At 71.4% G+C, this 22,416-nt stretch carries 23 protein-coding genes; 10 read left to right on the top strand and 13 right to left on the bottom strand.

Going from position 1 to position 22,416, the window contains the following annotated elements; translation table 11 throughout:
• Nucleotides 1-50 precede the first annotated feature (50 nt).
• Nucleotides 51-884: an ATP-dependent sacrificial sulfur transferase LarE gene (gene larE, locus FB559_RS40320; RefSeq protein WP_141962847.1), complete on the bottom strand. Its 834-nt coding sequence runs from the start codon at nt 882-884 to the stop codon at nt 51-53.
• Between the two features lie 383 nt (nt 885-1,267).
• Between larE and FB559_RS40310 the strand changes: the two genes are divergently transcribed.
• The gene (locus FB559_RS40310; protein ID WP_185792705.1) at nt 1,268-2,146 is read left to right on the top strand and encodes a class I SAM-dependent methyltransferase; all 879 of its coding nucleotides are present in this window, start codon (nt 1,268-1,270) and stop codon (nt 2,144-2,146) included.
• Nucleotides 2,147-2,278: 132 nt separating this feature from the next.
• Here FB559_RS40310 and FB559_RS45115 read toward each other — a convergent pair whose 3' ends face one another.
• Both FB559_RS45115 and FB559_RS44395 read right to left on the bottom strand, forming a co-directional pair.
• The gene (locus FB559_RS45115) at nt 2,279-2,551 is read right to left on the bottom strand and encodes a cupin domain-containing protein (protein WP_425455128.1); all 273 of its coding nucleotides are present in this window, start codon (nt 2,549-2,551) and stop codon (nt 2,279-2,281) included.
• 157 nt (nt 2,552-2,708) lie between these two features.
• Entirely contained in the window at nt 2,709-2,882 is a 174-nt protein-coding gene (locus FB559_RS44395) for a hypothetical protein (protein WP_185792704.1), read from the bottom strand.
• Between the two features lie 27 nt (nt 2,883-2,909).
• Between FB559_RS44395 and larB the strand changes: the two genes are divergently transcribed.
• From larB to FB559_RS40290, 3 genes are read left to right on the top strand one after another with little or no spacing between them, the layout of a single operon-like run.
• The gene (gene larB, locus FB559_RS40300) at nt 2,910-3,611 is read left to right on the top strand and encodes a nickel pincer cofactor biosynthesis protein LarB (protein ID WP_141962844.1); all 702 of its coding nucleotides are present in this window, start codon (nt 2,910-2,912) and stop codon (nt 3,609-3,611) included.
• Nucleotides 3,608-4,813: a nickel pincer cofactor biosynthesis protein LarC gene (gene larC, locus FB559_RS40295; RefSeq protein WP_141962843.1), complete on the top strand. Its 1,206-nt coding sequence runs from the start codon at nt 3,608-3,610 to the stop codon at nt 4,811-4,813. Before larB ends, larC begins: the two co-directional genes overlap by 4 nt.
• Before the next feature lie 35 nt (nt 4,814-4,848).
• A complete protein-coding gene (locus tag FB559_RS40290) occupies nt 4,849-5,676 on the top strand; it encodes a DUF1932 domain-containing protein (RefSeq protein WP_246122854.1) in 828 nt (275 codons plus the stop codon).
• Nucleotides 5,677-5,689: 13 nt separating this feature from the next.
• Here the strand turns inward: FB559_RS40290 and FB559_RS40285 are convergent, their stop codons facing one another.
• From FB559_RS40285 to FB559_RS40275, 3 genes are all read right to left on the bottom strand, one after another.
• Entirely contained in the window at nt 5,690-6,370 is a 681-nt protein-coding gene (locus FB559_RS40285) for a TraB/GumN family protein (RefSeq protein ID WP_141962841.1), read from the bottom strand.
• Between the two features lie 52 nt (nt 6,371-6,422).
• On the bottom strand, nt 6,423-7,223 hold the full coding sequence (locus FB559_RS40280; protein WP_141962840.1) for a methyltransferase domain-containing protein: 801 nt from the start codon (nt 7,221-7,223) through the stop codon (nt 6,423-6,425).
• 78 nt (nt 7,224-7,301) lie between these two features.
• On the bottom strand, nt 7,302-7,748 hold the full coding sequence (locus tag FB559_RS40275; RefSeq protein WP_141962839.1) for a TIGR03618 family F420-dependent PPOX class oxidoreductase: 447 nt from the start codon (nt 7,746-7,748) through the stop codon (nt 7,302-7,304).
• A gap of 144 nt (nt 7,749-7,892) precedes the next feature.
• Here FB559_RS40275 and mscL point away from each other — a divergent pair, with 144 nt between their 5' ends.
• From mscL to FB559_RS44390, 3 genes are all read left to right on the top strand, one after another.
• On the top strand, nt 7,893-8,330 hold the full coding sequence (gene mscL, locus FB559_RS40270) for a large conductance mechanosensitive channel protein MscL (protein WP_141962838.1): 438 nt from the start codon (nt 7,893-7,895) through the stop codon (nt 8,328-8,330).
• A 149-nt stretch (nt 8,331-8,479) separates the two neighbouring features.
• A complete protein-coding gene (locus FB559_RS40265) occupies nt 8,480-8,707 on the top strand; it encodes a hypothetical protein (RefSeq protein WP_141962837.1) in 228 nt (75 codons plus the stop codon).
• Nucleotides 8,708-8,860: 153 nt separating this feature from the next.
• Nucleotides 8,861-9,550: a hypothetical protein gene (locus tag FB559_RS44390; protein ID WP_185792703.1), complete on the top strand. Its 690-nt coding sequence runs from the start codon at nt 8,861-8,863 to the stop codon at nt 9,548-9,550.
• A 16-nt stretch (nt 9,551-9,566) separates the two neighbouring features.
• Here FB559_RS44390 and FB559_RS40250 read toward each other — a convergent pair whose 3' ends face one another.
• From FB559_RS40250 to FB559_RS40230, 5 genes are all read right to left on the bottom strand, one after another.
• A complete protein-coding gene (locus tag FB559_RS40250) occupies nt 9,567-10,286 on the bottom strand; it encodes an aggregation-promoting factor C-terminal-like domain-containing protein (RefSeq protein WP_141962834.1) in 720 nt (239 codons plus the stop codon).
• Nucleotides 10,287-10,435: 149 nt separating this feature from the next.
• Complete coding sequence (locus FB559_RS40245) at nt 10,436-11,428, bottom strand: carbohydrate kinase family protein (RefSeq protein WP_141962833.1); 993 nt, start codon at nt 11,426-11,428, stop codon at nt 10,436-10,438.
• A 93-nt stretch (nt 11,429-11,521) separates the two neighbouring features.
• Nucleotides 11,522-12,292 carry an ATP-binding cassette domain-containing protein gene (locus FB559_RS40240; protein WP_246122852.1) on the bottom strand — a complete coding sequence of 257 codons (771 nt, stop codon included), beginning with the start codon at nt 12,290-12,292 and terminating at the stop codon, nt 11,522-11,524.
• A gap of 125 nt (nt 12,293-12,417) precedes the next feature.
• Complete coding sequence (locus FB559_RS40235) at nt 12,418-13,428, bottom strand: ABC transporter permease (RefSeq protein ID WP_141962831.1); 1,011 nt, start codon at nt 13,426-13,428, stop codon at nt 12,418-12,420.
• A 4-nt stretch (nt 13,429-13,432) separates the two neighbouring features.
• Nucleotides 13,433-14,431, bottom strand: a complete 999-nt coding sequence (locus tag FB559_RS40230; protein WP_141962830.1) for a sugar ABC transporter substrate-binding protein — start codon at nt 14,429-14,431, stop codon at nt 13,433-13,435.
• A gap of 169 nt (nt 14,432-14,600) precedes the next feature.
• Between FB559_RS40230 and FB559_RS45980 the strand changes: the two genes are divergently transcribed.
• Nucleotides 14,601-16,214, top strand: coding sequence for a LacI family DNA-binding transcriptional regulator (locus tag FB559_RS45980; RefSeq protein WP_246122849.1), 1,614 nt, complete (start codon nt 14,601-14,603; stop codon nt 16,212-16,214).
• The gene (locus FB559_RS40220) at nt 16,211-16,519 is read left to right on the top strand and encodes a hypothetical protein (RefSeq protein ID WP_246122847.1); all 309 of its coding nucleotides are present in this window, start codon (nt 16,211-16,213) and stop codon (nt 16,517-16,519) included. The genes FB559_RS45980 and FB559_RS40220 overlap by 4 nt, the downstream gene beginning before the upstream one ends.
• Nucleotides 16,520-16,561: 42 nt before the next feature.
• Here the strand turns inward: FB559_RS40220 and FB559_RS40215 are convergent, their stop codons facing one another.
• Together FB559_RS40215 and FB559_RS40210 are read right to left on the bottom strand one after the other, a co-directional pair.
• Complete coding sequence (locus tag FB559_RS40215; protein WP_141962828.1) at nt 16,562-18,109, bottom strand: aldehyde dehydrogenase family protein; 1,548 nt, start codon at nt 18,107-18,109, stop codon at nt 16,562-16,564.
• A gap of 127 nt (nt 18,110-18,236) precedes the next feature.
• Entirely contained in the window at nt 18,237-21,014 is a 2,778-nt protein-coding gene (locus FB559_RS40210) for an FAD-binding and (Fe-S)-binding domain-containing protein (protein ID WP_141962827.1), read from the bottom strand.
• A gap of 134 nt (nt 21,015-21,148) precedes the next feature.
• Between FB559_RS40210 and FB559_RS40205 the strand changes: the two genes are divergently transcribed.
• Nucleotides 21,149-22,360 carry an alpha/beta hydrolase gene (locus tag FB559_RS40205; protein ID WP_141962826.1) on the top strand — a complete coding sequence of 404 codons (1,212 nt, stop codon included), beginning with the start codon at nt 21,149-21,151 and terminating at the stop codon, nt 22,358-22,360.
• Nucleotides 22,361-22,416: the final 56 nt, after the last annotated feature.

Here is a 22,416-nt window from a genome sequence, read left to right as displayed (position 1 = left end):
GGAGTCCGGTGACCAACGGCCGGGAGGGTCCGACCGAATTCAGGTCTGGTTCATTCTCCCGTATCCGAATCGGCCAGAACGTCGTTCATGGATCCGGACCGGAATGTCTCCACCCTGATGGGGGTGGTGTCGAACCCCGCCTCGCGGATCGCGATGCTCACCGCACCGTTGTCGCGAGCGCGTTCGACCAGGTCAGAGTCGATTTCAAGGCGTACGGCGTCGCCGAGATCACGGACCCGCAGGTCGCGGACAGAGCCGCCGAGGGCGCTGCGGACGGCTGTTTCGGCCCGTTCGATGCGGGCCAGCCGCGCGGGTGTGACCGAAATTCCGTACGCGACCCGGCTCGCCATGCAGGCGGCGGCCGGTTTGTCCCAGACGGCCAGTCCCCAGTGGCGGGCGATGGCGCGCACCGCCGCCTTGTCCAGACCGGCGTCGGCGAGCGGGGTGCGCGCGCCGCGCTCGGCCGCCGCCTTGATCCCGGGGCGGAACCCGGCGGCGACGTCAGACGCGTTGGTGCCCGTGGTGATCGTCTCGTAGCCGAGCTTGGCGGCGAGGGAGTTCGCGGTGTCCAGCAGCACGCTCTTGCAGAAGTAGCAGCGCCGCGGGCCGTTCTCCCGGTAGCCGGCCACGTCCATCTCGTCGGTGGCCGGCGTGTGGTGCGTGACACCCAGTCTCGCGCAGAACTCCCGCGCGGCCTCCAGCTCGGCGGCGGGCAGCGACGGCGAGACGGCCGTCACCGCGGCGACCTGACCGGCGCCGAGAGCACGCATCGCCGCGGCGAGGACGACACTGGAGTCGACACCGCCGGAGAACGCCACCAGTGTTCTGCCGTAGCCTGCCATTTCAGCCAGTAGATCGTCGGAGAGGACCACAACGTCCACCATGCAACACCTATCAGTCGAGGGACTCCGATGACGGTATCTCAGCCTGATGGAGTCACCGATCTCGGCTTCGCCCGCCTGGACACCGCCCGAGCTCCGGGTGGGCCGGACGATCGCCTACGTCCACGGCTCAGCGATGCCGGGCGCCGTCCTACCGAAAATTCTGGCCCGTCCGGTCGCGGATCTGTCCCCGAACCGGCTTGAGATCGTCCTCCCCGGGTCGAGCGACTGCTGACCGCTCATCGTGCTGTGCCACCGACGTTGTGTGTCGTATTGGCGTGGAGCACGGATTCAGGCTGTAGGGCATAGCCGGTCCGTCAACGGACGGATTGTCCCTCGTGGCGGCGTCCGCGGTGCGCAGTCGTATGGTCGCCGGTCATCGGAGCATGGTTCAGGAGGCCGAACACCGGATTCAATGGACGCGTTGTACCCGACCGCACGTTGTGTTTTTCTCAGGGGGATCGTCCGTGGTGTCTACGGCAAACGATGCGTCTACCAACATCATGAGGCTGCTGGCCGGACTGGCCGATCCGTTGCTTGCTCCGGTGGAAGGTCTGCCGAAGGGCGCACATGTCGTCCAACTGGCCTGTGGCACCGGCGAGCTGAGCCTCGCGCTGGCCCGCCGCCGCCTCGATCTCCGGGTCACCGCGATCGATGTCAACCCCACGGTTTTGGATGCCGGGCGGGCCGGTGCGGCCGCGCAGAACCTGCCCGTCGAGTTCCGGACGATGTCGATGGCCGGTCTTGACCTCGCCGATGGCAGCGTCGACGCGATCATCTCCCGGATGGGGATGTTCCTGCCCGGAACGGCTCCGTTCGACGTGGTGGCACGGGAGGCCGCCCGAATACTACGACGCGGCGGGCCACTGAGCATCGCTACCTGGAGTGACCTGGCCGACAGCCCGTACACCCGGATCGGGCTGTCGGTGCTGCGTCGGCTGCTTCCGGAGGGTGCGGTTCCCGACATGGAGGTGGTCTTCAGCGAGTCGGCGCGGCCTGGTGCGTTCGAGGGTTACCTCACGGACGCGGGTTTCCTGGACATCGAAGCCGAGTGGTTTCAGTGGGAGACCGAGTATCCGGACTTTGAGGCGTGGTGGGAGTTCGATGCCGGCTTCGGCGCGCTCAAGCCGTTGTTCGACTCACTCAGCGCCGGTCAGCGTGCCGGCGCGCGCGAAGTGATGGCCGACATGATCGAGGAGCACCGGACCCCCTCCGGTGGATATCGCCTACCGGCGACCGCGCGCGTCATCACCGCCCGGCGTTGAGCCGGGTCGCGTCCGCCGGGTTGTCCGGCGAAGGATCGCCCATGACGCGGAAGCGCCCGGGAGGAACGCCGTACGCCCGGCGGAAAGCGTGACTCAGCGCGAATTCGGTGGAGTAACCGACCCGGCGCGCGATCACCGCCAACGGGCGTCGGTCTCGCGCAGCAGGCGGGCGGCAAAGGACAGACGCCACTCGGTCAGGTACTGGGTCAGCGCCAGGTCGAGCAGGGCCGGCCGGGTCACTCCGGCACCTGGCCCGGTATCGGCCAGGTTTGCCCGCACCATGTCGAACCGCGGCCGCAACTGAGGGTGGCGATCGTAGTCGGGGGAGACCGCGATCACGTCCGGTAGCGAACGCCAGCACATCCTTGTCGAACGTGGTCTCCCCGCCGCATCCGTAGGGGACATCGAGCCGGTCCGTCCAACACGCCGGACGCGACATCCCACAGCTCGGCGAACACGCCACCCAGGGCGTACAGGTCGCTGATCAACGACCGTGGCTGCGGATCGGGGGGTTGCCGGCGGGCGGCGGCGCGAAGACCCTGACCGGCGGGCGGCCGGGCGATCAGTTCAGGGCGGGCAGGGACGGCGAGACGGCCGATACCGCGGCGATTTGGCCGGTCCCGAGCGCGGGCGTTGCCGTGGTGAGTACGACACCGCCGGAGAACGCCACCAGCGTTCTGCCGTAGCCTGCCATTTCAGCCAGTAGATCGTCGGAGAGGACCACAACGTCCACCATGCAACACGTATCAGTCGAGGGACTCCGATGACGGTATCTCAGCCTGATGGAGTCACCGATCTCGGCTTCGCCCGCCTGGACACCGCACGCGCCGCACGCACCGGTGATCCGGAGGTCGTGTTCGGCCAGGGCAAGACCCCGGCACAGATCGTGGCCGCGCTGCGAGCCCTGCACGAGGCGCATCCGGGCGGCGCGATCCTCGCCACGCGGCTGTCCGAGGCCGCGATGGCCGAATGCGCCGAGCGGCTGCCGGAGGCCGTGCTCGACCCGGTCGGCCGTACGGCGGTGCTCGGCGAACGCGAGACGAAGGGCCGGGTCGCGATCGTCGCCGCCGGCACCTCGGACCTGCCCGTCGTACGCGAGTGCGCCACGACCACCCGTGTCTTCGGCGCCGAGCCCGACGAGATCGTGGACGTCGGCGTCGCAGGCCTGCACCGGCTGCTGGCCCAGCTCGACCGGATCAACGAGGCCGACGTGGTCGTCGCGGTCGCCGGCATGGAGGCGGCGCTGCCGTCGGTGCTCGGCGGCCTGGTCGGCGTGCCGCTGATCGCCGTCCCGACCAGCGTCGGCTACGGCTGGAACCTCGACGGCGTCACGGCCTGGCTCGCCACGGTGAACAGCTGCGCGCCCGGGGTCGTGACGGTCAACGTGGACAACGGCTTCGGTGCCGGGGTCGCGGCCGCCCGTATCGCGCGCAGGACGGCCAGGACCTCCGGGACGTCAGAGTGAGGACGCTCTGGGTGGACGCCGGCAACGGCGCGGCCGGCGACATGCTGCTCGCGGCGCTGCTGGACGCCGGCGCAGACCTCGAGGCCGTACGTTCGGGCCTGGCCGGCCTCGCCGTCGGCCCCCTCGACGTCGGTGTGGACCAGGTGCGGCGGCACGGCCTGCGCGCCCTGCACGCGGACGTGCGCGTACCGGCCGACCACGTCTCGCGGAACCTCGCCGACGTCGTCTCGATCCTGTCGGCGGCCGCGTTGCCGCCGCCCGCGCTGGACTTCGCGCTGGCCGTCTTCGAGCGGCTGGCGCGGGCTGAGGCGCGGGTGCACGGCGTGGACGTCCCCGAGATCCACTTTCACGAGGTGGGCGCGCTGGACGCGATCGCCGACGTCACCGGGTGCGCGCTCGCGCTGCACGCCCTGGACCTGCTGGGACCCGCGATCCGCGTCGTGTCGCCGGTGGCCGCCGGGTCGGGTGTCGTACGCGCCGCGCACGGCCCGCTGCCGGTTCCGGTGCCCGCCGTGCTCGAGCTCCTGACCGAGGCGGGCGCGCCCCTGCGCTCGCATCCCGCGTCGATGGAGCTCTGCACGCCGACCGGCGCGGCCCTGCTCGCCACGCTCGCCACCGGCTGGGGCCCGGTGCCCGACTGCGTTCCGGCCTCCGTCGGGACGGGAGCCGGGACCGCCGACCCACAGGGGCATCCGAACGTCCTGCGCGTGGTGGTGGGGGAGTCCTCGGCCGCCGCCGGCTGGGAGTCGGGGGAGCTGCGCCGGGTGGACAGCACGATCGACGACCTCGACCCGCGGCTGTGGCCGGAGGTCCTGGAGGCGCTGCGCTCGGCCGGTGCCGCCGATGCCTGGTGCTCGCCGGCGCTGATGCGCAAGGGCCGGCCCGGCCAGGTCCTGAGCGTCCTGGTCGACCCGGAACGCCTCGACACCGTGTGCCGCGTGGTCTTCGAACAGACCACCACGCTCGGTGTGCGGATCTCCACGGTCGAGCGGCGCTCGCTCCGCCGCGACCGCGTCGAGGTGCCGGCCGGGGGTGCCACGGTCGGCGTCAAGCGCGGGCTGCTCGGGGACCGGGTCGTGACGGTCCAGCCGGAGTACGACGAGGCGCTCGCCGCGGCACGTGCGGCGGGCCGTCCCGTCCACGAGGTGCTCGCCGAGGTACGCGCCGCAGCCGGGGGGCACACACCCGGAGCGACGACATGACCGGAGGAGAACGCGTTGGAGCAGGGAGTGAGCGTGTGGTGACGGTCGGTCTGGTGCATCCGGGGCGGATGGGGGCGGCGGTCGGCCGTGAGCTGGCCGGCGCCGGTACGCGTGTGGTCTGGTGCCGGGACGGGCGGAGCGAGGCGACCGTGCGCCGGGCCGCGGAGGCGGGGCTCGATCCGGTCCCCGATCTGGCGGCGCTGGTCGCCGAGAGTGATCTGATCATCTCGCTGTGCCCGCCCGCCGCGGCCGAGGAGGTCGCGGACGCCGTCGCGCGGGCCGGGTTCGGCGGCCTGTACGTCGAGGCGAACGCCATCAGCCCGGCACGCACCGCGAGGATCGCCTCGCGGTTCGACGCCGCGCTGGACGGCTGCGTCATCGGGCCGCCACCCTCGCCGTCGGCCGGTGCACGGCTCTACCTCTCGGGTGAGTCCCGCAGGGCCGCCGAGGTCGCCGCGCTGTTCACCGGAACGGCGGTGGAGACGGTCGCCGTCGAGGGCGAGGTCGGGCGCGCGTCGGCGCTCAAGATGGCGTTCGGGTCCTACAACAAGGCGTCGGCCGCGCTCGCCGCGGTCTCGCACGCCCTCGCGGAGGCGCACGGCGTCGGCGAGGAGCTGATGACCGAGGCGCGGCGGCTGACCCTCTCTCAGCTCGCGGCGCCGGAGCGGCTGCCCAGCGCGGCGGCACGTGCCTGGCGCTGGGCGCCGGAGATGGAGGAGGGGGCCGCGACGTTCCGCGATGCCGGCCTGCCCGACGACCTCGCCCGCGCCGCCGCGGCGGTCTTCGAACGCTGGGCCCCCGACCGCGACGACTTCGAGATCTCTCTCGCGGACGCCCTCGCCCACCTGCGCCGCCCCTCCTGACCCTCGGGGAAGGTCAGGAGGGGGCGTTGCGGACGATCAGCCACTCGGCGTCCTGGACGAAGTAGCCGAACTCCCCGCGCAGGTACTCCACGACCGCGGGCATGTGCCCGGCGCCGTACACCACCGCCACCGTGATCGGCTGGTCGTGGCACTCCCGGTGGACGGAGGCCAGCCTGCGGACCAGGGCCTCGTCGCGGCGGTCGACGACGCGGTCGCGCATCCACCGGTTGAACCGGCCCTCCGTCCAGCGGTCGTCGTGGTCGTCCGACTCATCGAGGTTCGGCAGGTGGATCGGATCGCCGTAGCGCCCGAGAACACGCAGGGCGATCGCGCCGAAGGAGTCCGTGGCGGTCTCGGTCAGCCGTTCGGCCGACGTCCGCGGCGGACGCCGCGCGTACTCCCAGAAGACCGGGATCCCGAGCGAGTCCAGGTCCAGCGCGACGGTCTGGTCGACGAGGTCGTCGAGGCGGATCCGCGCCATCCGGCGCTGCACGGGCGCGCCGCCCTCTCCGAGGCCCTCGGCCACGATGAGCGCGCAATCCCTGACGCGGGCGGTGACCTCGTCGTAGAAGGAGCGTTCCGCGACGTGGACCATGGGGAAGAGCGCGAACCGCATCGGGCTCGCCCGGCGTTCGAGGGTGAGCACGGACGACCGCACACCCACGATGCTCGACTCGATGAACTGCATCGCCACCCCCGCCACGAGAGCCGCCCGAATGTCAGACGGGCGGCGGCGCCGGACGGTTTCACTTCTCTTCCGCGCGCCCCCAGGCGGAGATCATCGGTGCGGTGGCGAGGTCCATGCCGCCGTCCGCGATGTTCGCCAGGTGCCGGTCGACGTCCTCCTCGGTCGCGTGCCCGCCGGTGACGAGGCCCTCGCGGATGTGCGCGATGGTCGCCGTCTCCAGCAGGTCGCAGGCGGGGGAGGCGATCGGGAAGTACGCCTCGGCCGCCACGTCGGCCAGGCCCGCCGCGCGCAGCAGGGCGGGGAGCCGCCGCCCGTACGCCAGGTCGGCGCCGCGCTCGGCCAGCATGGCGCGGAACCCGATCCGGATCCGGTTGGCCAGCCGCTCCCGCGGCCCGCTCTCGTACGGGGCGCTCAGCGGTTGCAGCGCCGGGTCGGCGTCCTCCAGCAGGAGCCGGCCACCGGGACGCAGGGCCGCCACCATCGACCGGAGCGCCCGCTCGCGGTCGGCGAGGTGCACCAGCACCAGGCGCGCGTGCACGAGGTCGAAGGTCTCGGCCGGGGGTTCGTCGCGCGCGACGTCGTGGCGGCGTACCTCGACCACCGGGCTCGCGGCCTCGAGGGTCCAGGAGACGTCGATGTCGGTCGCGAGGACCCGGCCGGTGGGCCCGACACGCTCCGCCAGCCACCGTGGGACGGACGGCCCGCCCGCGCCGACCTCCCAGCACCGCCATCCGGCCCTGATCCCGAGCTCGCCGATCCGCCGGAACGTCGGCGGATCGAAGATCGCCGACAGCGCGGCGAAACGCGTCCCCGCCTCCGCTCGCGCGTTGTCCAGCAGGTAGCGGTGTTCGCCTGTCACGTGCCCTCCTTCGTCGGAGGAATGACCAAGGTGCTGTGCTTGTCGGTTCCCTCGCTTCGCTCGGTCACGTGGCCGTGCTCAGGAGGGGTTGGAGTAGACGCGGTCCGGGGTGACCAGCACGGCGGTGCGGCGCTCCTCGGCCATGACCCGGTCGTAGGCGTCCCAGTCGTCGTGGTCCCCGCCCGCGGCGGTGAAGACGTCTCGCAGGAGTCGCGGCAGGCCGCCGGCATCGAATCCGGGAAGGGCGTCGTCGGGGCCGGCGAGCTCGACCGGTCCCTCGGCGGCGGCCCACTGCCAGCCGCCACGTGCGACGACGGTGGTGCGTGGCCGGGCGCGAAGGTTGGCCTGTTTCCTCGTCCCGCCCCGTACGACGAAGCCGACGACCTGGGCCCCGGTCACCGGATGAGTCAGGATGCCCGCGTTGACGACGGTCGACTGCACGCTGCCATCGGACCGTACGGTCGAGACCACGCAGAGTCCGTGCTCCGCGGCGGCCAGCCTGGCGAAGTCCGTGAGATCGGTCATCATCGGAGCCTAACCGACGATGTAGGCATTGCCGGGAGCGCTACGCCGCTACGCTCTTGCGCCGAGCTACCGACCGGTCGCCGCGTTCTTTCGGCGGGTCGGGAAGATCATGCACAAGTCCGTTATGGAGGGCACCTTTAGATCATGAGCGGTTTCCGGAAGTTCATCCTGCGCGGGAACCTCGTCGACCTGGCCGTCGCGGTGGTGATCGGTACGCAGTTCAGCGATCTGGTCAAACAGTTCGTCAACTCGTTCGTCAACCCACTGCTCGCCCTGGTCGGCGGCAAGCCCAACTTCAACAGGCTGGTGCTGAGCGTAGGTAAGGCGGATTTTCAGTACGGCGCGTTCCTCACCCAGGTGATCTCGTTTCTCATCTCGGCGGCGGTCGTGTACTTCGTCATCGTGCTGCCGGTCGCCCGGTTCCTGCAGCTCTTCGAGCGCAACGCCGAGGCCATCGAGCGCGACTGCCCCGAGTGCACGCGGAGCATCCCGCTGCGGGCGCGGCGTTGCCCGGAGTGCACCGCCGAGATCGCCCCGGCGACGGGGCCCTCGACAGCGGTGCCCTCACCTCGGCGAGGGTGAACACCGGAAATCACAGACAGGTATCAGTGGTCACGGTTCGGCATTGAAACCATCCAGACGGCGTTGGCGTCGTACGTGGACTTGTCATGCTTCACATACCCGGCGGGTGTGCCGATCGACTCGGCCGGGGCACGGGGGAAGAGGGGTTCGTGCAGATGAACGATGGCGTCAGACCACTATGGAGATCCAGCGGTAAGCCGCTGTCCCAGCTGACGGCTGAGGAACTCACCGAGGCGATCCAGTACGTCGACGGGCAGCAGGAGAGCGACGCTCCCCTGCTGAAGGCCCTGCGTGAGCTGTACGCCCAGCGCGAGATCGACGGCGAGGTGCCGGAGCGGCAGGACGGCTCCGAGCCCCCGCTGCTGGCCTGCGGCTGAGTTCCGCCCGCACGGCGCCCAGGCGCGTACGGGCGGCCGCCGTCCCGTCACGACGGCGGCACGTGCCGGTGACACGCGGCCACGATCGTGGCCGCGTGTCGCGGCGCCAGGGCGGGTGCGCCCGGCGCATCGCCGGTTAGGGTCGCGGATGTCATGTCAGGGATACGAGTGCCGGCCGCGGCCGCCGCGCTGACGGCCACCGCGCTGATGGCCGGGTGCACGCCGGCGGCGGAGCGGACGACGCCGGCGATCCGGGTGGCCACGCCACGGATCGGCGCGACCCCGATGTCGCTCGCGCCCGCCGAGGCCGACGGCCTGACCCGTTTCGACAGCTGGCCCAAGGCGTGCGAGCTGCTCACCGCCGCGGACCTGCGGGCGATCCTGCCCCAGGTCACCAAGGTCGTGCAGACGCCGCGCGAGCAGCAGATCAAGGTCACGAACCTCGGCGACGGCGACGGCGACGACCGTGACGCACCGGGCAGCTCGTGTGAGACGAGGTTCTGGGTCGCCGGGACCGAGAAGAACAAGCACGCACAGCCCGACCTCGTACGCGTCGAGGATATCGCGGTCGGCGACACCGACACGGTCAAGGACAACTACGACTCACTGGCGGGATCAAGGCCGAGGGTGCCGGGCGGGCTCGGCACGCTCGAGTGCGTGCGTGCCGCGCCCGACTACTACTGCCGGCTGCCGCACATCGCCTTCTCCGTGAGCGCGGGCCCGTCGTTGTACATCGACAGCTTCGTGGGGCAGCCGAAGAAGGTCGAGGCGCGCACGTACTGGGTGGACGACGTGCTCCCGGAGTTCGTCCGCTCCGTGGCCGCGAAGCTCCCTCACCGGTAGGCGCGCCTCCTCCGGCTCAGTACCAGCTGTGTGCCTGCCAGAACGACCACGCCCTGCACGGGTCGCCATAGCGTGCGCCGACGTAGCTGAGGCCCCACGCGATCTGGGTCATCGCGTTGTTGTGCCAGTCGGGGCCGGCCGAGGCCATCTTGGAGCCGGGCAGGGCCTGCGGGATGCCGTACGCGCCGCTGCCGGGGTTGCTCGCGTGCTCGTTCCAGCCGCTCTCGTGGTTCCACATCGTCAGCAGCGAGCTCCAGCAGCCGCCCCAGCCCTTGAGCGCGTTCATCTTCTTGGCGTAGGCCTGGTTCTCCGCGGCGCTGGGGTCGTTGCTCATCCTCCTCTTGAGCGCCTCCCACTCGCGCTTCTCCTTCAGCGCCTTGGCCCTGGCCTTCCTCTTCTTCTCGGCGGCCTTCTCGAGCGCGACCTGCTTCTCGTACGCCCGCCGCCTCGCGTTCGCCTCGGCTCCGGCGACGACCGGGTCCATCTGCTGGTTGGACATCTGGCTCAGCATCTCGTTGAGGGAGGTGTCCGCCGCCGCGCCGGGAGGGGGCTTGCCCTTGCCGAAGTTGGTCTTCGCGACGATGCCGAGCACGAGTACGACGATCAGCGTCATGATCACCACGGTGCTCGTGGCCACCCGCTTGATCAGGCCGAAGGCGCGTGATCGCTTGGGCTCCTCGAAGTCACCGGCATACGGGTCGCGCTTCGAATCGTATGAGTCGGTCAGCTCATCCAAGTCGTAGGCGTTTGGGGGACGCCGCGTCGTCTGGTGCCGATGTTGCATAGCAACATAGCTTGCACCATCTAAGCGCTTCTATGGTTGTTTGTCCGCGTAGTCCCTCGTCACATCCCGTGTATCGCTGCCGCGATCCCGTGATTCGGACATCACGCGTCCGATGGGTGAAACGCGTCGAGCTCCTCGCGCGTCGGCGGATCCGCCCCGCGCCGGGTGCAGGTCAGCGCGGCGGCGCGGGCCGCCTCGTCGAAGATCTCGGCGAGTACCGGGGCCTCGGCCGAGCGGAGCGCGTCGCGGCGATCGGCGCCCAGCAGTCCGCGGCCGGCCAGTCCGGCCAGTACCGCGCTCATGTAGGAGTCACCGGCCCCGACCGTGTCGGCGACTCCCCCCGCGCGGTAGGCGGGCACCCGCCGCGGCGGGCAACGCCGCCCGGTCACGACGGACCCGGCCGCGCCGTGCGTCACCGCGACGACGCTCACCCCCGCCTCGATCAGCTCGCCGGCGAAGCCCTCGTGGTCGTCGTCCGGCCGCAGCCACGCCAGGTCCGCGTCACTCACCTTCACGACGTCGGCGACGCGCAGGAGCGCCTCGATGTGGGGGCGGGCGCCGGGGACGCCGTCCATCACGGCCGGCCGGCAGTTCGGGTCGTAGCTGATCGTCGCCTCGTCGCGTACCCGTCGCGCGAGCCCGGCGAGCACGTCCGCGCCCGGCGGCATCACCAGCGCGAGCGAGCCGATGTGCAGCGCGGACAGGCGGCCGAGGCGCAGCCCGGCCACCTCGGCCTCGGTCCACTGCCAGTCCGCCGTGCCGTCGAGCCGCAGGTCGAACGTTGGCACGCCGTCCGCGTCGTGGTGGACGAAGGCCACCGACGACGACTCACGCGCGACCACCACGGTCTCGGTGTCCACGCCATTGCCGGTCAGATGGTCGCGGAGCGATCGCCCGTACGTGTCGTAGCTGATGCGGGCGATCATTCGCGTCGGCACGCCGAGCCGGGCGAGCCCGACGGCGACATTCGCCGGGCTCCCGCCCGGCAGCGCCAGGTACGGACGACCGGGCTCGCCGGTGACCAGGTCGACGACGCACTCACCGGCGACGGCGACGGTCCGGGTGTCATCGGCGGGCAAGGCGCGGCTCCTCATGCGGCGGATCATGTCATCGGCCGGCTCTTGCCGTACGCACCGGTCTCATGGGTGACAGGTCACTGCTCCTTGTGCGTCAGGTGCTCGGTGGCGTCAGGCGGGGCCGGGCTCGTTGCCCCGTGCCGCGCCCGTCATGATCGCGACGGCCTCGGCCATGTCGACGTCCCCGGGCTCCACCACCGCCACACGCCGTCCGAGGCGCTGGATGTGGACCCGGTCCGCGACGTCGAACACGGTCGGGATGTCGTGGCTGATCAGTATGACCGGCAGCCCGCGTTCGCGTACGCCCCGGATCAGGTCGAGGACCATGCCCGTCTCCTTGACCCCGAGCGCGGCGGTCGGCTCGTCCATGATCACGACATGGCGGGCGAAGGCCGCGCTGCGCGCCACCGCGACGCCCTGCCGCTGACCTCCGGACAGCGTCTCGACCGCCTGGCTCATGGAGCCGATCCCGATCTTCAGGTCCCGCATGTGCGAACTCGCCTCGGCTTGCATCCGTTTCGCGTCGAGCATGCGGAAGACCCGCCCGACCAGGTCCTTGCGGCGCAGCTCGCGGCCGAGGAACAGGTTGGAGGCGATGTCCAGCGCCGGCGCCACGGCGAGGTCCTGGTAGACCGTCTCGATGCCCGCGCGCCGGGCGTCGGCCGGGTTGTGGAAGTGCACCGGCCGCCCGTCGAGCAGGATCCGGCCCTCGTCCGGGATGAGGGCGCCCGAGAGCGCCTTGATCAGGCTGGACTTTCCGGCGCCGTTGTCGCCGATCACGGCGAGGATCTCCCCGGGCAGCAGCTCGAGGTCCACTCCGGCCAGCGCCGTGACGTGCCCGTAGCGCTTGACGAGGCCGTGCGCCTCCAGGACCGGGTTCACGTGACCTCCTTCGTCGGAGGGGCGACCCAACGTGCTGTGTTCATTGATTCACTCGCTCCGCTCGCTCATGAGACCGCCTTCGCCGGAGGGGCGATCCGACGCGTTGTGTTCGTTGGTTCGCTCGCTCATGCGCGCCTCCTCCGGGCCAGCTGGTCGACGCCGACGGCGAGGATGACCAGGATTCCGGTGATGAGCACCTGGTAGATGGAGGCGACGCCCATCAGCTGCAGTCCGTTGCGGATGACCCCGACGATGAGCGCGCCGAACAGCACGCCGATGATGCTGCCCCGCCCGCCGAACAGGCTGACCCCGCCCAGCACGACCGCCGTGATGCTGTCGAGGTTGTCGGTCTGGCCGGCCTGCGGGTCGCCGACCGCGGTACGGCCGACCAGGAGCAGCCCGGCGACGCCGTAGATGGCGCCGGCGACGGTGTAGACCGTGATCAGCAGGCGGCGCGTCGAGATGCCGCTGAGCCTGGCCGCCTCCGGGTTGTCCCCGACCGCGTACACGTGGCGGCCGGCGGCGGTGAACCGGAGCACGTACCAGCCGATGACGAACATCGCGAGCATGACCACCGACCCGTACGTGACGTCGGTGTTGCCCAGCGGGAACGTCTGCCCGAGCGCGGTCAGTGTCTTCGGCAGTCCGGTGATCGTCTGGTCGCGGGAGTAGATGTGGGTCAGGGCGAAGGCGATGTTCAGCGTGCCGAGGGTGACGATGAACGCGGGCAGCCGGGCCATCGTGACCAGCGTGCCGTTCAGCGCGCCGAACGCCGCGCACACGCCGATGCCCAGCAGGATCGCCAACGGGGCCGGCAGGCCGCCGACCGCGAGCCGGGTCATCACGATGGTGCCGAACGCCATCGCCGCGCCGTTCGACAGGTCGATGCCGGCCGTGAGGATCACCACCGTCTGGCCGATGGCGAGTGTGCCCACCTCCATCACCTGCTGGACGACCAGCGAGAGGTTGCCGCCGGTCAGGAAGCGGTCGGTGCTCAGCGAGAAGAACAGGCAGGCCAGCAGGAGCGCCGCGAGGGGGCCCACGGTCGGCAGCGTGGCGAAGCGGGTGACCTTCGCGGAGGCGGACCGCACCTGCTCGGTGCGGTCCGTGACGCTCGTCTCGGTCGTGTCGGACATTTGCTCAGCCCCAGCAGTTGGCCAGGCCGAACTGGACGTCCTTGGAGTCCAGTCCCGGCTGTGGCTTCGCGGTGATGAGGTTGACGCCCGTGTCGGTGTAGCCGCTCGCCTTCTTGCCGCCCTTGGCCCAGGCGACGATGGAGTCCACGCCCTGGCTTGCCATCTTCAGCGGGTACTGCTGCGCGGTCGCCGCGATCTGTCCCGACTGAACGGCCTTGACGCCGGAGCACCCGCCGTCGATCGACACGATCATCGTCGTCGCGGTCTTGCCGGCCGCCTTGAGCGCCGTGTACGCGCCCAGCGCGGCCGGCTCGTTGATCGTGTAGACGAGGTTGATACCGGGGTCCTTCTGCAGGCAGTTCTCCATCGCGGTCTGGCCCTTGGCCTGGTCACCGGCGGTGTACTGGGTGCAGACGATGCTCGGGTCGCTGCCGGTGATCCCGTACCCCTGGAGGAACCCGTTGTGCCGGAGCACGCCGACGGTGATCCCCGGGTTCAGGTCCAGCATCGCGATCTTGACCGGCTTGGCGCCCTCGACGCTCTTGGCGTACTTGCCGATCAGCGTGCCGGCGGTGAGGTTGTCGGTGGCGAACAGCGCGTCGGCGGAGCTCTGCGGGTCGGGAGGCGTGTCGAGCGCGATCACGTCGATGCCCTTGGCACGCGCCTTCGCGAGGCTCGGCACGATCGCCTTGGTGTCGCTCGGGACGATCAGGATGCCTTTGACCCCGGCGGCGATCATGTTCTCCATCGCGGTGACCTGGCTCGCGTTGTCGCCGTCGAACTTTCCGGCCGCGGTCATCAGCTTGACGCCTTTGGCCTTGGCCTCTTTCTCGGCGCCTTCCTTCATCTTCACGAAGAATGGATTGGTGTCGGTCTTGGTGATGAGGCCGATCGTGATGTCCTTGTTCGATCCCTTGGCGCCGGAGCCGCATCCGACCGCGGTGATTGACAGCGCCAGGACCGCCGCGAAACACCCGAGGCGTGACGAGATCCCGTACTTCATACCGACTCCTCCCAGCACGCCGCACGCCGTGCGGCGCGTGACTTGACAGTTGGCGGCACGTGTAGGAAACGTTTTCAGGAAACGTTTCCAAGAACGTAAATCGCGAATGTGGGGCTGTCCAGAGGCAGCCCGCATATTGATCGGCCGGGCTCGGGCGGGGGAGGAACGGATGCCAGGTAAGGGGGAGGAAGAGGCGCCGGGCAGCGGCGCGGAAATGCCGGACGAGGGGGTCGAGCGGGCGCCGCAGGAGGGGGCGGCTGCCTCCGGCACCGGTTCGGTGGGTCAGGAATGGGTGTCGGGCGGGGCGGGGGCGGGTGGCGCGGGTTCGGGTTCGGCGGGTCAGGAACGGGTGCTGGGTGAGGCGGCTGCCGCGGGTTCCGGTGCGGTGGGGCGTGAGTGGGTGTCGGGCGGGGCGGGGGCGGGTGGCGCGGGTTCGGGTTCGGCGGGTCAGGAACGGGTGCTGGGTGAGGCGGCTGCCGCGGGTTCCGGTGCGGTGGGGCGTGAGTGGGTGTCGGGCGGGGCGGGGGCGGGTGGCGCGGGTTCGGGTTCGGCGGGTCAGGAACGGGTGCTGGGTGAGGCGGCTGCCGCGGGTTCCGGTGCGGTGGGGCGTGAGTGGGTGTCGGGCGAGCCGGGGGCCGCTGGCACCGGTTCCGGTTCGGCGGGGGAGGAACGGGTGCCGGGGGAGACGGAGCCGGGGCCGGGCGCCGGCCCGGGTGAGGCGGGGCAGGCCGGCGCCGGTGCAGGTCCGCCGGGGAGGTCGGTGCGGCGTTCGGCGACGATGCGGGATGTCGCCAGGCGGGCGGGCGTCGGCCTGGCGACCGTCTCGCGCGTCATCAATGGCAAGCCCGGTGTCGCCCCCGAGCTCGTACGGCGCGTAACCGAGACGGCACGCGCCCTCGGTTACCGGCACGATGTCACCGCCAGCAGCCTGCGGCGGGCCGACCGCCGTACCGCCACCATCGCGCTGGTCCTGGAGGACGTCGCCAACCCGTTCTCGTCGGTGCTGCACCGCGCGGTCGAGGACGCCGCCCGCGACGAGGAGATCCTGGTCCTGGCGGGCAGCAGCGACGAGGATCCGGACCGTGAACGCGAGCTCATCGACGCCTTCACGATGCGCCGGGTGGACGGGCTGATCGTGCTCCCCACGGGACGGACGGACGAGCAGCTCGCCGCGGTCCGGCGGCAGGGCACCCCCGTGGTGTGCGCGGACCGGCTCGTCGAGATCGACCGCGTCGACACGGTAACCGTCGACAACCGTGACGGAACCTGGGCCGCCGTACGCCGCCTGCGCGCCCTCGGGCACCGGCGGATCGCCTTCCTCGGCGACCTGGACGCCATCTGGACCGCGCGGCAGCGGTACGCCGGCTACGCCGGCGCGCAGGCGGAGGCGGGCGAGACGGTCGAGGACCGGCTGGTCCACCGCGACCTGCACGGCGCCGAGGAGGCGCGCGCGGTGACGGCGCGACTCCTCGCCGCCGGCGACCCGCCGACGGCCGTCTTCGCCGCACAGAACCTGCTCACCATCGGCGCCCGCCGCGCCCTCCAGGACGCGGGCCGCCAGGACCAGGTCGCCCTCATCGGCTTCGACGACTTCCCGGTCGCCGACATGCTGGCGCCCGGGATCTCCGTCGTCTCCCAGGACCCCGCCCGAGTCGGGCGTACGGCCGCCCACCTGCTCCTCGGCCGCCTCCGCGGCGGCGACGACGACCTTCCAGCACGGCACGCGGTAGTGCCGACCCGCTACATCGCCCGCGGCTCGGGGGAGATCCGTCCCGGACGGTGAACCGACTCCCGTCTGCCCGAGCACGCGCCGCCCGCCCATGCCTTCCCCGCCCGCCCAAGGACTCCCCGCCCAAGGACTCCCCGCCCAAGGACTCCCCGCCCAAGGACTCCCCGCCCAAGGACTCCCCGCCCAAGGACTCCCCGCCCAAGGACTCCCCGCCCAAGGACTCCCCGCCCAAGGACTCCCCGCCCAAGGACTCCCCGCCCAAGGACTCCCCGCCCAAGGACTCCCCGCCCAAGGACTCCCCGCCCAAGGACTCCCCGCCCGCCCAGGGGGCTCCAGCCCACTTCCAGTGTCCAGGCTGAACGGCAGGGAGGGTAGGTCGCGGCGAACCTGTGGATAACCGGTCAGGACTCCAGGCGGAAGTGCAGGTCCGGCTCGATGGTGGCGACGTCCATCTGCGCCTTCTGCAGGCGTCCCGAGTAGTCCCAGTTGAGCGACTGCCAGCGGGTGAACTCGTCCAGTACCCACTGCCCGGACTGGCGGCTGCCGTTGCCGGAGCGGCCGTTGCCGCCGAACGGCAGGTGCGCCTCTGCGCCGGAGGTGGAGTTGTTGACGCTGACCATCCCCGCGCCGATCCCGGCGCGGAAGGCGAACACCTTCGCCGGATCGGTGGTGTAGATCGCCGACGACAGGCCGTACCCCGGCAGGTTGGCCAGCTCGATCGCCTCGTCCAGCGTGGTGTACGGCATCACGCCCACGATCGGGCCGAAGGTCTCCTGGCGGAACAGCTCATCGTCGCGCGTCACCCCGTCGACGATCACCGGGTGGTAGTAGAGCCCCTTCGCCGGGTCGCCCACGAACCCCTCGCGCGGGTTGTCCGGCGTGATCCGGCCGACGCCGGTCGAGCCGTACGTCGGGTGGTCCCCGATCCAGCCGAGGTACTTCTCGTACGATTCGGCGAACCGTTCGGCGAGCATCGGGCCGAACACCACGTCCTGGGTGGGGTCGCCGGCCGGCGCGGCGCGCGTGGCGGCGTCGAAGCGGCGGACGAAGTCCTGGTGCACCGACTCGTGCACGATCACGGTGCCGAGCGAGGTGCAGCGCTGACCGGCGGTGCCGAAGCCGGAGAACAGCGCGGCCTCCACGGCGAGGTCGAGGTCGGCGTCCTCGGCGACCACCATCGGGTTCTTGCCGCCCAGCTCCAGGCAGGGCTTCTGGAGGTGCAGGCCACAGAGCGACCCGATCCGCGACCCGACCCGAGACGACCCGGTGAAGCCGACCTTGTCCACGACCCGCGCCACGAGGGCGTCCGACAGCCCGGCGAAGGTGTCCCCGCCGTCGGCGTGCACGAGGTTGAGCACTCCTTCGGGCAGACCCGCGTGCGTGAACAGCTCGTACAACGCCGCGGCCGACGCCGCGGCGTACTCGGCGGGCTTCCAGACGACGGTGTTGCCGCACAGCAGCGCCGGGACGAGATACCAGGACGGCACCGCGACCGGGAAGTTGCCGGCCGTGATGATCATGGCGGTGCCGACCGGGACGCGGAAGGTGAACAACTGCTTGTCCGGCATCTCCGAAGGGACCGTCTGCCCGTAGAGCCGCCGGCCCTCACCGAGGAAGAAGTCGCAGGTGTCGATGATCTCCTGCACCTCGCCGAGCGCCTCGGCGTACGGCTTGCCTATCTCCCGCGTGACGAGCCGCGCGAGGCGTTCCTTGTTGGCCTCGACCAGCCGGCCGATACTCGAGATCACCCGCCCGCGTACGGGAGCGGGCACGGCGGCCCAGGCGCGCTGCGCCTCTTTCGCGGTACGGCACGCGCCGACGACCTCGTACGGCCGCGCGAGCCCGACCTCGGCCACGACGTCGGAAAGGTCGGCCGGGTTGAGGGAGCGCACGGTACGGCCGCCGGCGGGCAGCGCCCGGCCGCCCACCACCGACGTGAGGGTCTGCATTCTGGGTCCTCCTCGGAAAGCCGCGTCCGTCACATGGTGCCGTGTACGAGCCCCGGCCGGCACCCAGGATCCGGCCCACAGCAGCGCCATGTCGTGCCGACCACGCCCCCACCGCCGATGCGGCGAATCACCGCTCGGACGACGCTTCCGGCGGCAGCAGGACCTCGGCGAGGTGGACCGCCGTACGGCCCGTGAGCTGTTCGATCTGGGTGCGGCAGCTGAACCCGTCCGCGAGCACGATCGTCTCAGGCGCGGCCTTACGCACCGCAGGAGCGAGGACGCGTTCGGCCACCGCCACTGACACGTCGTAGTGGCCCCGTTCGAAGCCGAAGTTGCCGGCCAGCCCGCAGCAGCCGGCGTCCGGGATCTCGACCTCCACCCCGGCCTTGGCGAGCAGGCGCAGGTCGGCGTCCTGGCCGAGTTCGGCGTACTGGTGACAGTGGATCTGCGCGATGGCCTTGCGCGGCTGGTGGGGCGGCGACCAGCCGGCCTCCTCGAGCAGTTCGGCGAACGTGCGGACCCGCAGGTCCGCGACGCGCGGATCGTCCGGCAGCAGTTTCTCCCAGTCGGAGCGCAGCGCGGCGGTGCAGCTCGGCTCCAGGCCGACGATCGGGATGCCGCGCGCGGCGTACGGGTGGATGGCGTCGAGTGAACGGCGGGCCACGTCGCGGGCGACCTTCAGCTGTCCGGTGCTCATCCAGGTGAGTCCGCAGCAGACATTGGCGGAAGGGACGAGCACCTCGTACCCGGCGTCCTCCAGTACCCGTACGGCGGCGCGTCCCGCCGAGGGGGTGAAGTAGTTGGTGAAGGTGTCGGGCCACAGCAGGACCTGGGGCCGGTCGCCGGCCGGGGCCGTACGCCGCCTGAACCAGCGGGTGAAGGGGCGGCGCGCGGGAGCGGGCAGGTCGCGCTCGGGCGCCACGCCGCCGAGACGCTTGCCGAGTCCGGCCAGGGCACGTGCGGTACGGCCGGGGGAGGAGGCGGCGCGGAGCGGCCCCCGGGCCAGCCGCAGCCACAGCGGGAGCCAGCCCATCGAGTAGTGCGCCATCGGCCGGATCCGCCGCCGGTAGTGATGGTGCAGGAACTCCGACTTGTACGTCGCCATGTCGACGCTCACCGGGCAGTCGGAGGAGCAGCCCTTGCACGACAGGCACAGGTCCAGGGCGTCGTGTACCGACGACGACCGCCAGCCCTCGGTGTCCAGGTCGCCGCGGAGCATCTCCTCCAGCGCCCGTGCCCGTCCGCGGGTGGAGTCCTTCTCGTCGCGCGTGGCACGGTAGCTCGGGCACATGACGCCGCCCTGGTCGCTGCGGCACTTGCCGACGCCGACGCAGCGGTGCAGCGCCTGCCGGAAGTCGCCGCCGTCCGCGGCGAACGGCAGGAACGTGCGCGGTGCCGGCGCCATGCCCTCCGTACGGAGGCGGTCGTCGACGGGTTCGGGGTCGACGAGGATCCCCGGGTTCATCCGGCCGTCCGGATCCCAGGCGCCCTTGAACTCCGCGAACGCCCGCATCGTCTCGCCGTCGTACACCAGCGGCAGCACCTCCGAGCGTGCCCGCCCGTCGCCGTGCTCGCCCGACGGCGAACCGCCGTGGGAGGCGACCAGTCGGGTCGCCTCCACGATGACCTCGCGGAACGTCGCGCGGCCGCGTTCGGTCGCCAGGTCGAAGTCGATCCGGATGTGCAGGCAGCCCTCGCCGAAGTGCCCGTACGCGGCGCCGTGCACGCCGAACCGGCCGAACAGCTCGCGCAGGTCACGCAGGTACGCGCCGAGGCGGTCCGGCGGGACGGCCGAGTCCTCCCAGCCGGGCCAGGCCTGCGAGCCGTCCGGCGCCCGCGTCGCCAGGCCCGCGCCGTCCGTGCGGATCTTCCACACCGCCGCCTGCCGGGCCGGGTCGGTCTCCACCAGGGCCCCGGGGAACTCCTCTGCCAGCGTCCGCGCCCGATCCTCCGCGTCGTCCCCGGTGAGCTCGATGAGCAGCCAGGACGTGCCGTCCGGCAGCCCGGAGCGGTCGGCGCCGCGCGCCATCTGGACGATCTGCGCGTCCAGCCCCTCGCACGCGCTGGGCCCGTGCGTGAGCACGCGCGGAACGGCCTCGCCGGCCGCGACGAAGTCGGGGAACCCGGCGATGACGAGGACCTTCGTGTCCGGTTCGGAGACGAGCCGCAGGGTGGCGCCGAGTGTCAGCGCGCAGGTGCCCTCACTACCGACGAGGGCACGTGCGACGTGGAAGCCGTTCTCCGGGAGCAGGTGCTCCAGCCCGTAGCCCGACACCTGACGGGGGAACCGGCCCAGCGACGTGCGGATCGTGCCCAGGTGCCGGTCGCGCAGTGCCCGCAGCCCCTCGATCAGGGGGTCGCCGGTCTCCTCCTTGTGCGCCCCGACCGTGAGCGAGGTGCCGTCGTAGCGCAGGACGTCGAGCGACTCGACATTGTCGGAGGTGCGCCCGTAGACGAGCGCGCGGGTCCCGCAGGCGTTGTTGCCGATCATGCCGGCGAGCACGCAGCGGCTACCCGAGGACGGGTCGGGGCCGAACCGCAGCCCGTACGCGCCCGCGGCCGCGTTGAGCCGGGCCAGGACGACGCCGGGCTGCACTCGCGCGATCCGCCGCTCGGGGTCGATCTCGACGATGCGGTTCAGGTGGCGGGAGAGGTCCAGGACCAGTCCCTCGCCGATGGCGTTGCCCGCGATGCTCGTGCCCGCGCCCCGTGTGGTGAGCGCCACGTCGTGCTCGCGTGCCGCGCGTACCGCGGCGGCGACGTCCTCGGTCGTGCGGGGGAACACCACGCCGAGAGGCACGCGGCGGTACACGGACGCGTCGTAGGAGTACTCGGCCCGCCGTCGTACGGAGAAGTCGACCTCGCCCTCGAGAGTGCCGCGCAGGTCGTTTTCGAGTGTGCTCATCACGCCCAGCGTCGCAGATCGGGGGCGGGCGGTGACGGGCGGGCCGCCGGATCGCGAGTGTGCGAGCGATCACATTGTCGGCGATCGCTCACCGGGGGAAGGTAAGGGCGCCACCCCTACGTAGCGGAGGGACAATGCCCTACGTCCTGCTCGCCTCCGGAGTCCTCGCTCTGCTCACCGCGGCCAACGCCATCCGCCCCCGGCGCGGGCTCGTGCTCCTCATCCCGGGCTTCTTCGCCGCGTGGCTCACCATCGAGCTGGCCCCGTGGGTGCTCACGCTGGAGGTCCTGGTCACCGCGCTGCTCCTGTCCTGGGGCGGCCTGGACGGCCTGCCAGGATGGCTCGGGCTCGCCGCCACGGTGGCCGGATGGGCCGGGCTGGCCGTCGTCATGATCCGGGCGCGCCGTACGACGCTGACCGTACGTGAGGCCGGCGCGGAGCTGGAGCTCGACCCCGGTGAGCGGGCCCCGGCGTTCCCCCGCAGCCAGGTGATCATTCCCTTTCTCATGACGCGGCGGCGCGGCGTGACGCGCGTCCGCGACATCGCCTACGGGGACGATCCGGTCATGCGCCTGGACGTGTACAAGCCGTCCGAGCCGGGCGGGCTCCGCCCGGGGATCATGGAGGTGCACGGCGGGGCATGGCTGGTCGGGAGCAAGCGGGAACAGGGGATCCCGCTGCTGAACCATCTCGCCGCCAACGGCTGGGTCGGCATCAACGTGGACTACCGGCTCAGCCCGCGCGTGAAGTTCCCCGATCACCTGATCGACCTCAAGCGTGCGATCAGGTGGTACCGCGAACACGCGGAGGAACACGGCGCCGACCCCGATTTCCTGTGCGTCACGGGTGGTTCGGCGGGCGGCCACCTCGCCGCCCTGGTCGCGCTCACCGCGAACGTCCCGGACTACCAGCCGGGCTTCACGGACGTGGACACCTCGGTACGTGCGGCCGTGCCGTTCTACGGCGTGTACGACATGTCCGGCCTTCTCGACCGGGCGTCCCGGCGCTTCGCCTCATTCCTGGAGCGTCACGTCATGGGGACCACGCGCGCCGACGACCCGGAGGCGTACGACCGGGCCTCGCCCGTGCACTGGGTCCGCGAGGACGCGCCACCGTTTCTGATCGTCCACGGCGACCTGGACACCCTCGTCCCGGTCGCTCAGGCGCGCTCCTTCACCGAGCGCCTGAGGCGGACCTCGGCCGCGCCGGTGCTGTACGCCGAGATGAAGGGCGCTCAGCACGCGTTCGACCTCTTCCCGTCCTACCGGGCCGCCCGTGTGATCGAGGGGACCGAGCGGTTCCTGACGTCCGTACGGCGTACCGAAAGACGCCAGGTGACCGGCTGAGGGGTGGGCGCGGCCGGTTCACGCGGCCACGCCCACCCCCGCTGATCCACCGTCAG

It is taken from the genome of Actinoallomurus bryophytorum (genome assembly GCF_006716425.1).
In the GTDB taxonomy this organism is placed as follows: domain Bacteria; phylum Actinomycetota; class Actinomycetes; order Streptosporangiales; family Streptosporangiaceae; genus Actinoallomurus; species Actinoallomurus bryophytorum.
The sequence above is the reverse complement of the archived record's forward strand: the minus strand, read 5'-3'. Positions and strand labels throughout refer to the sequence as shown.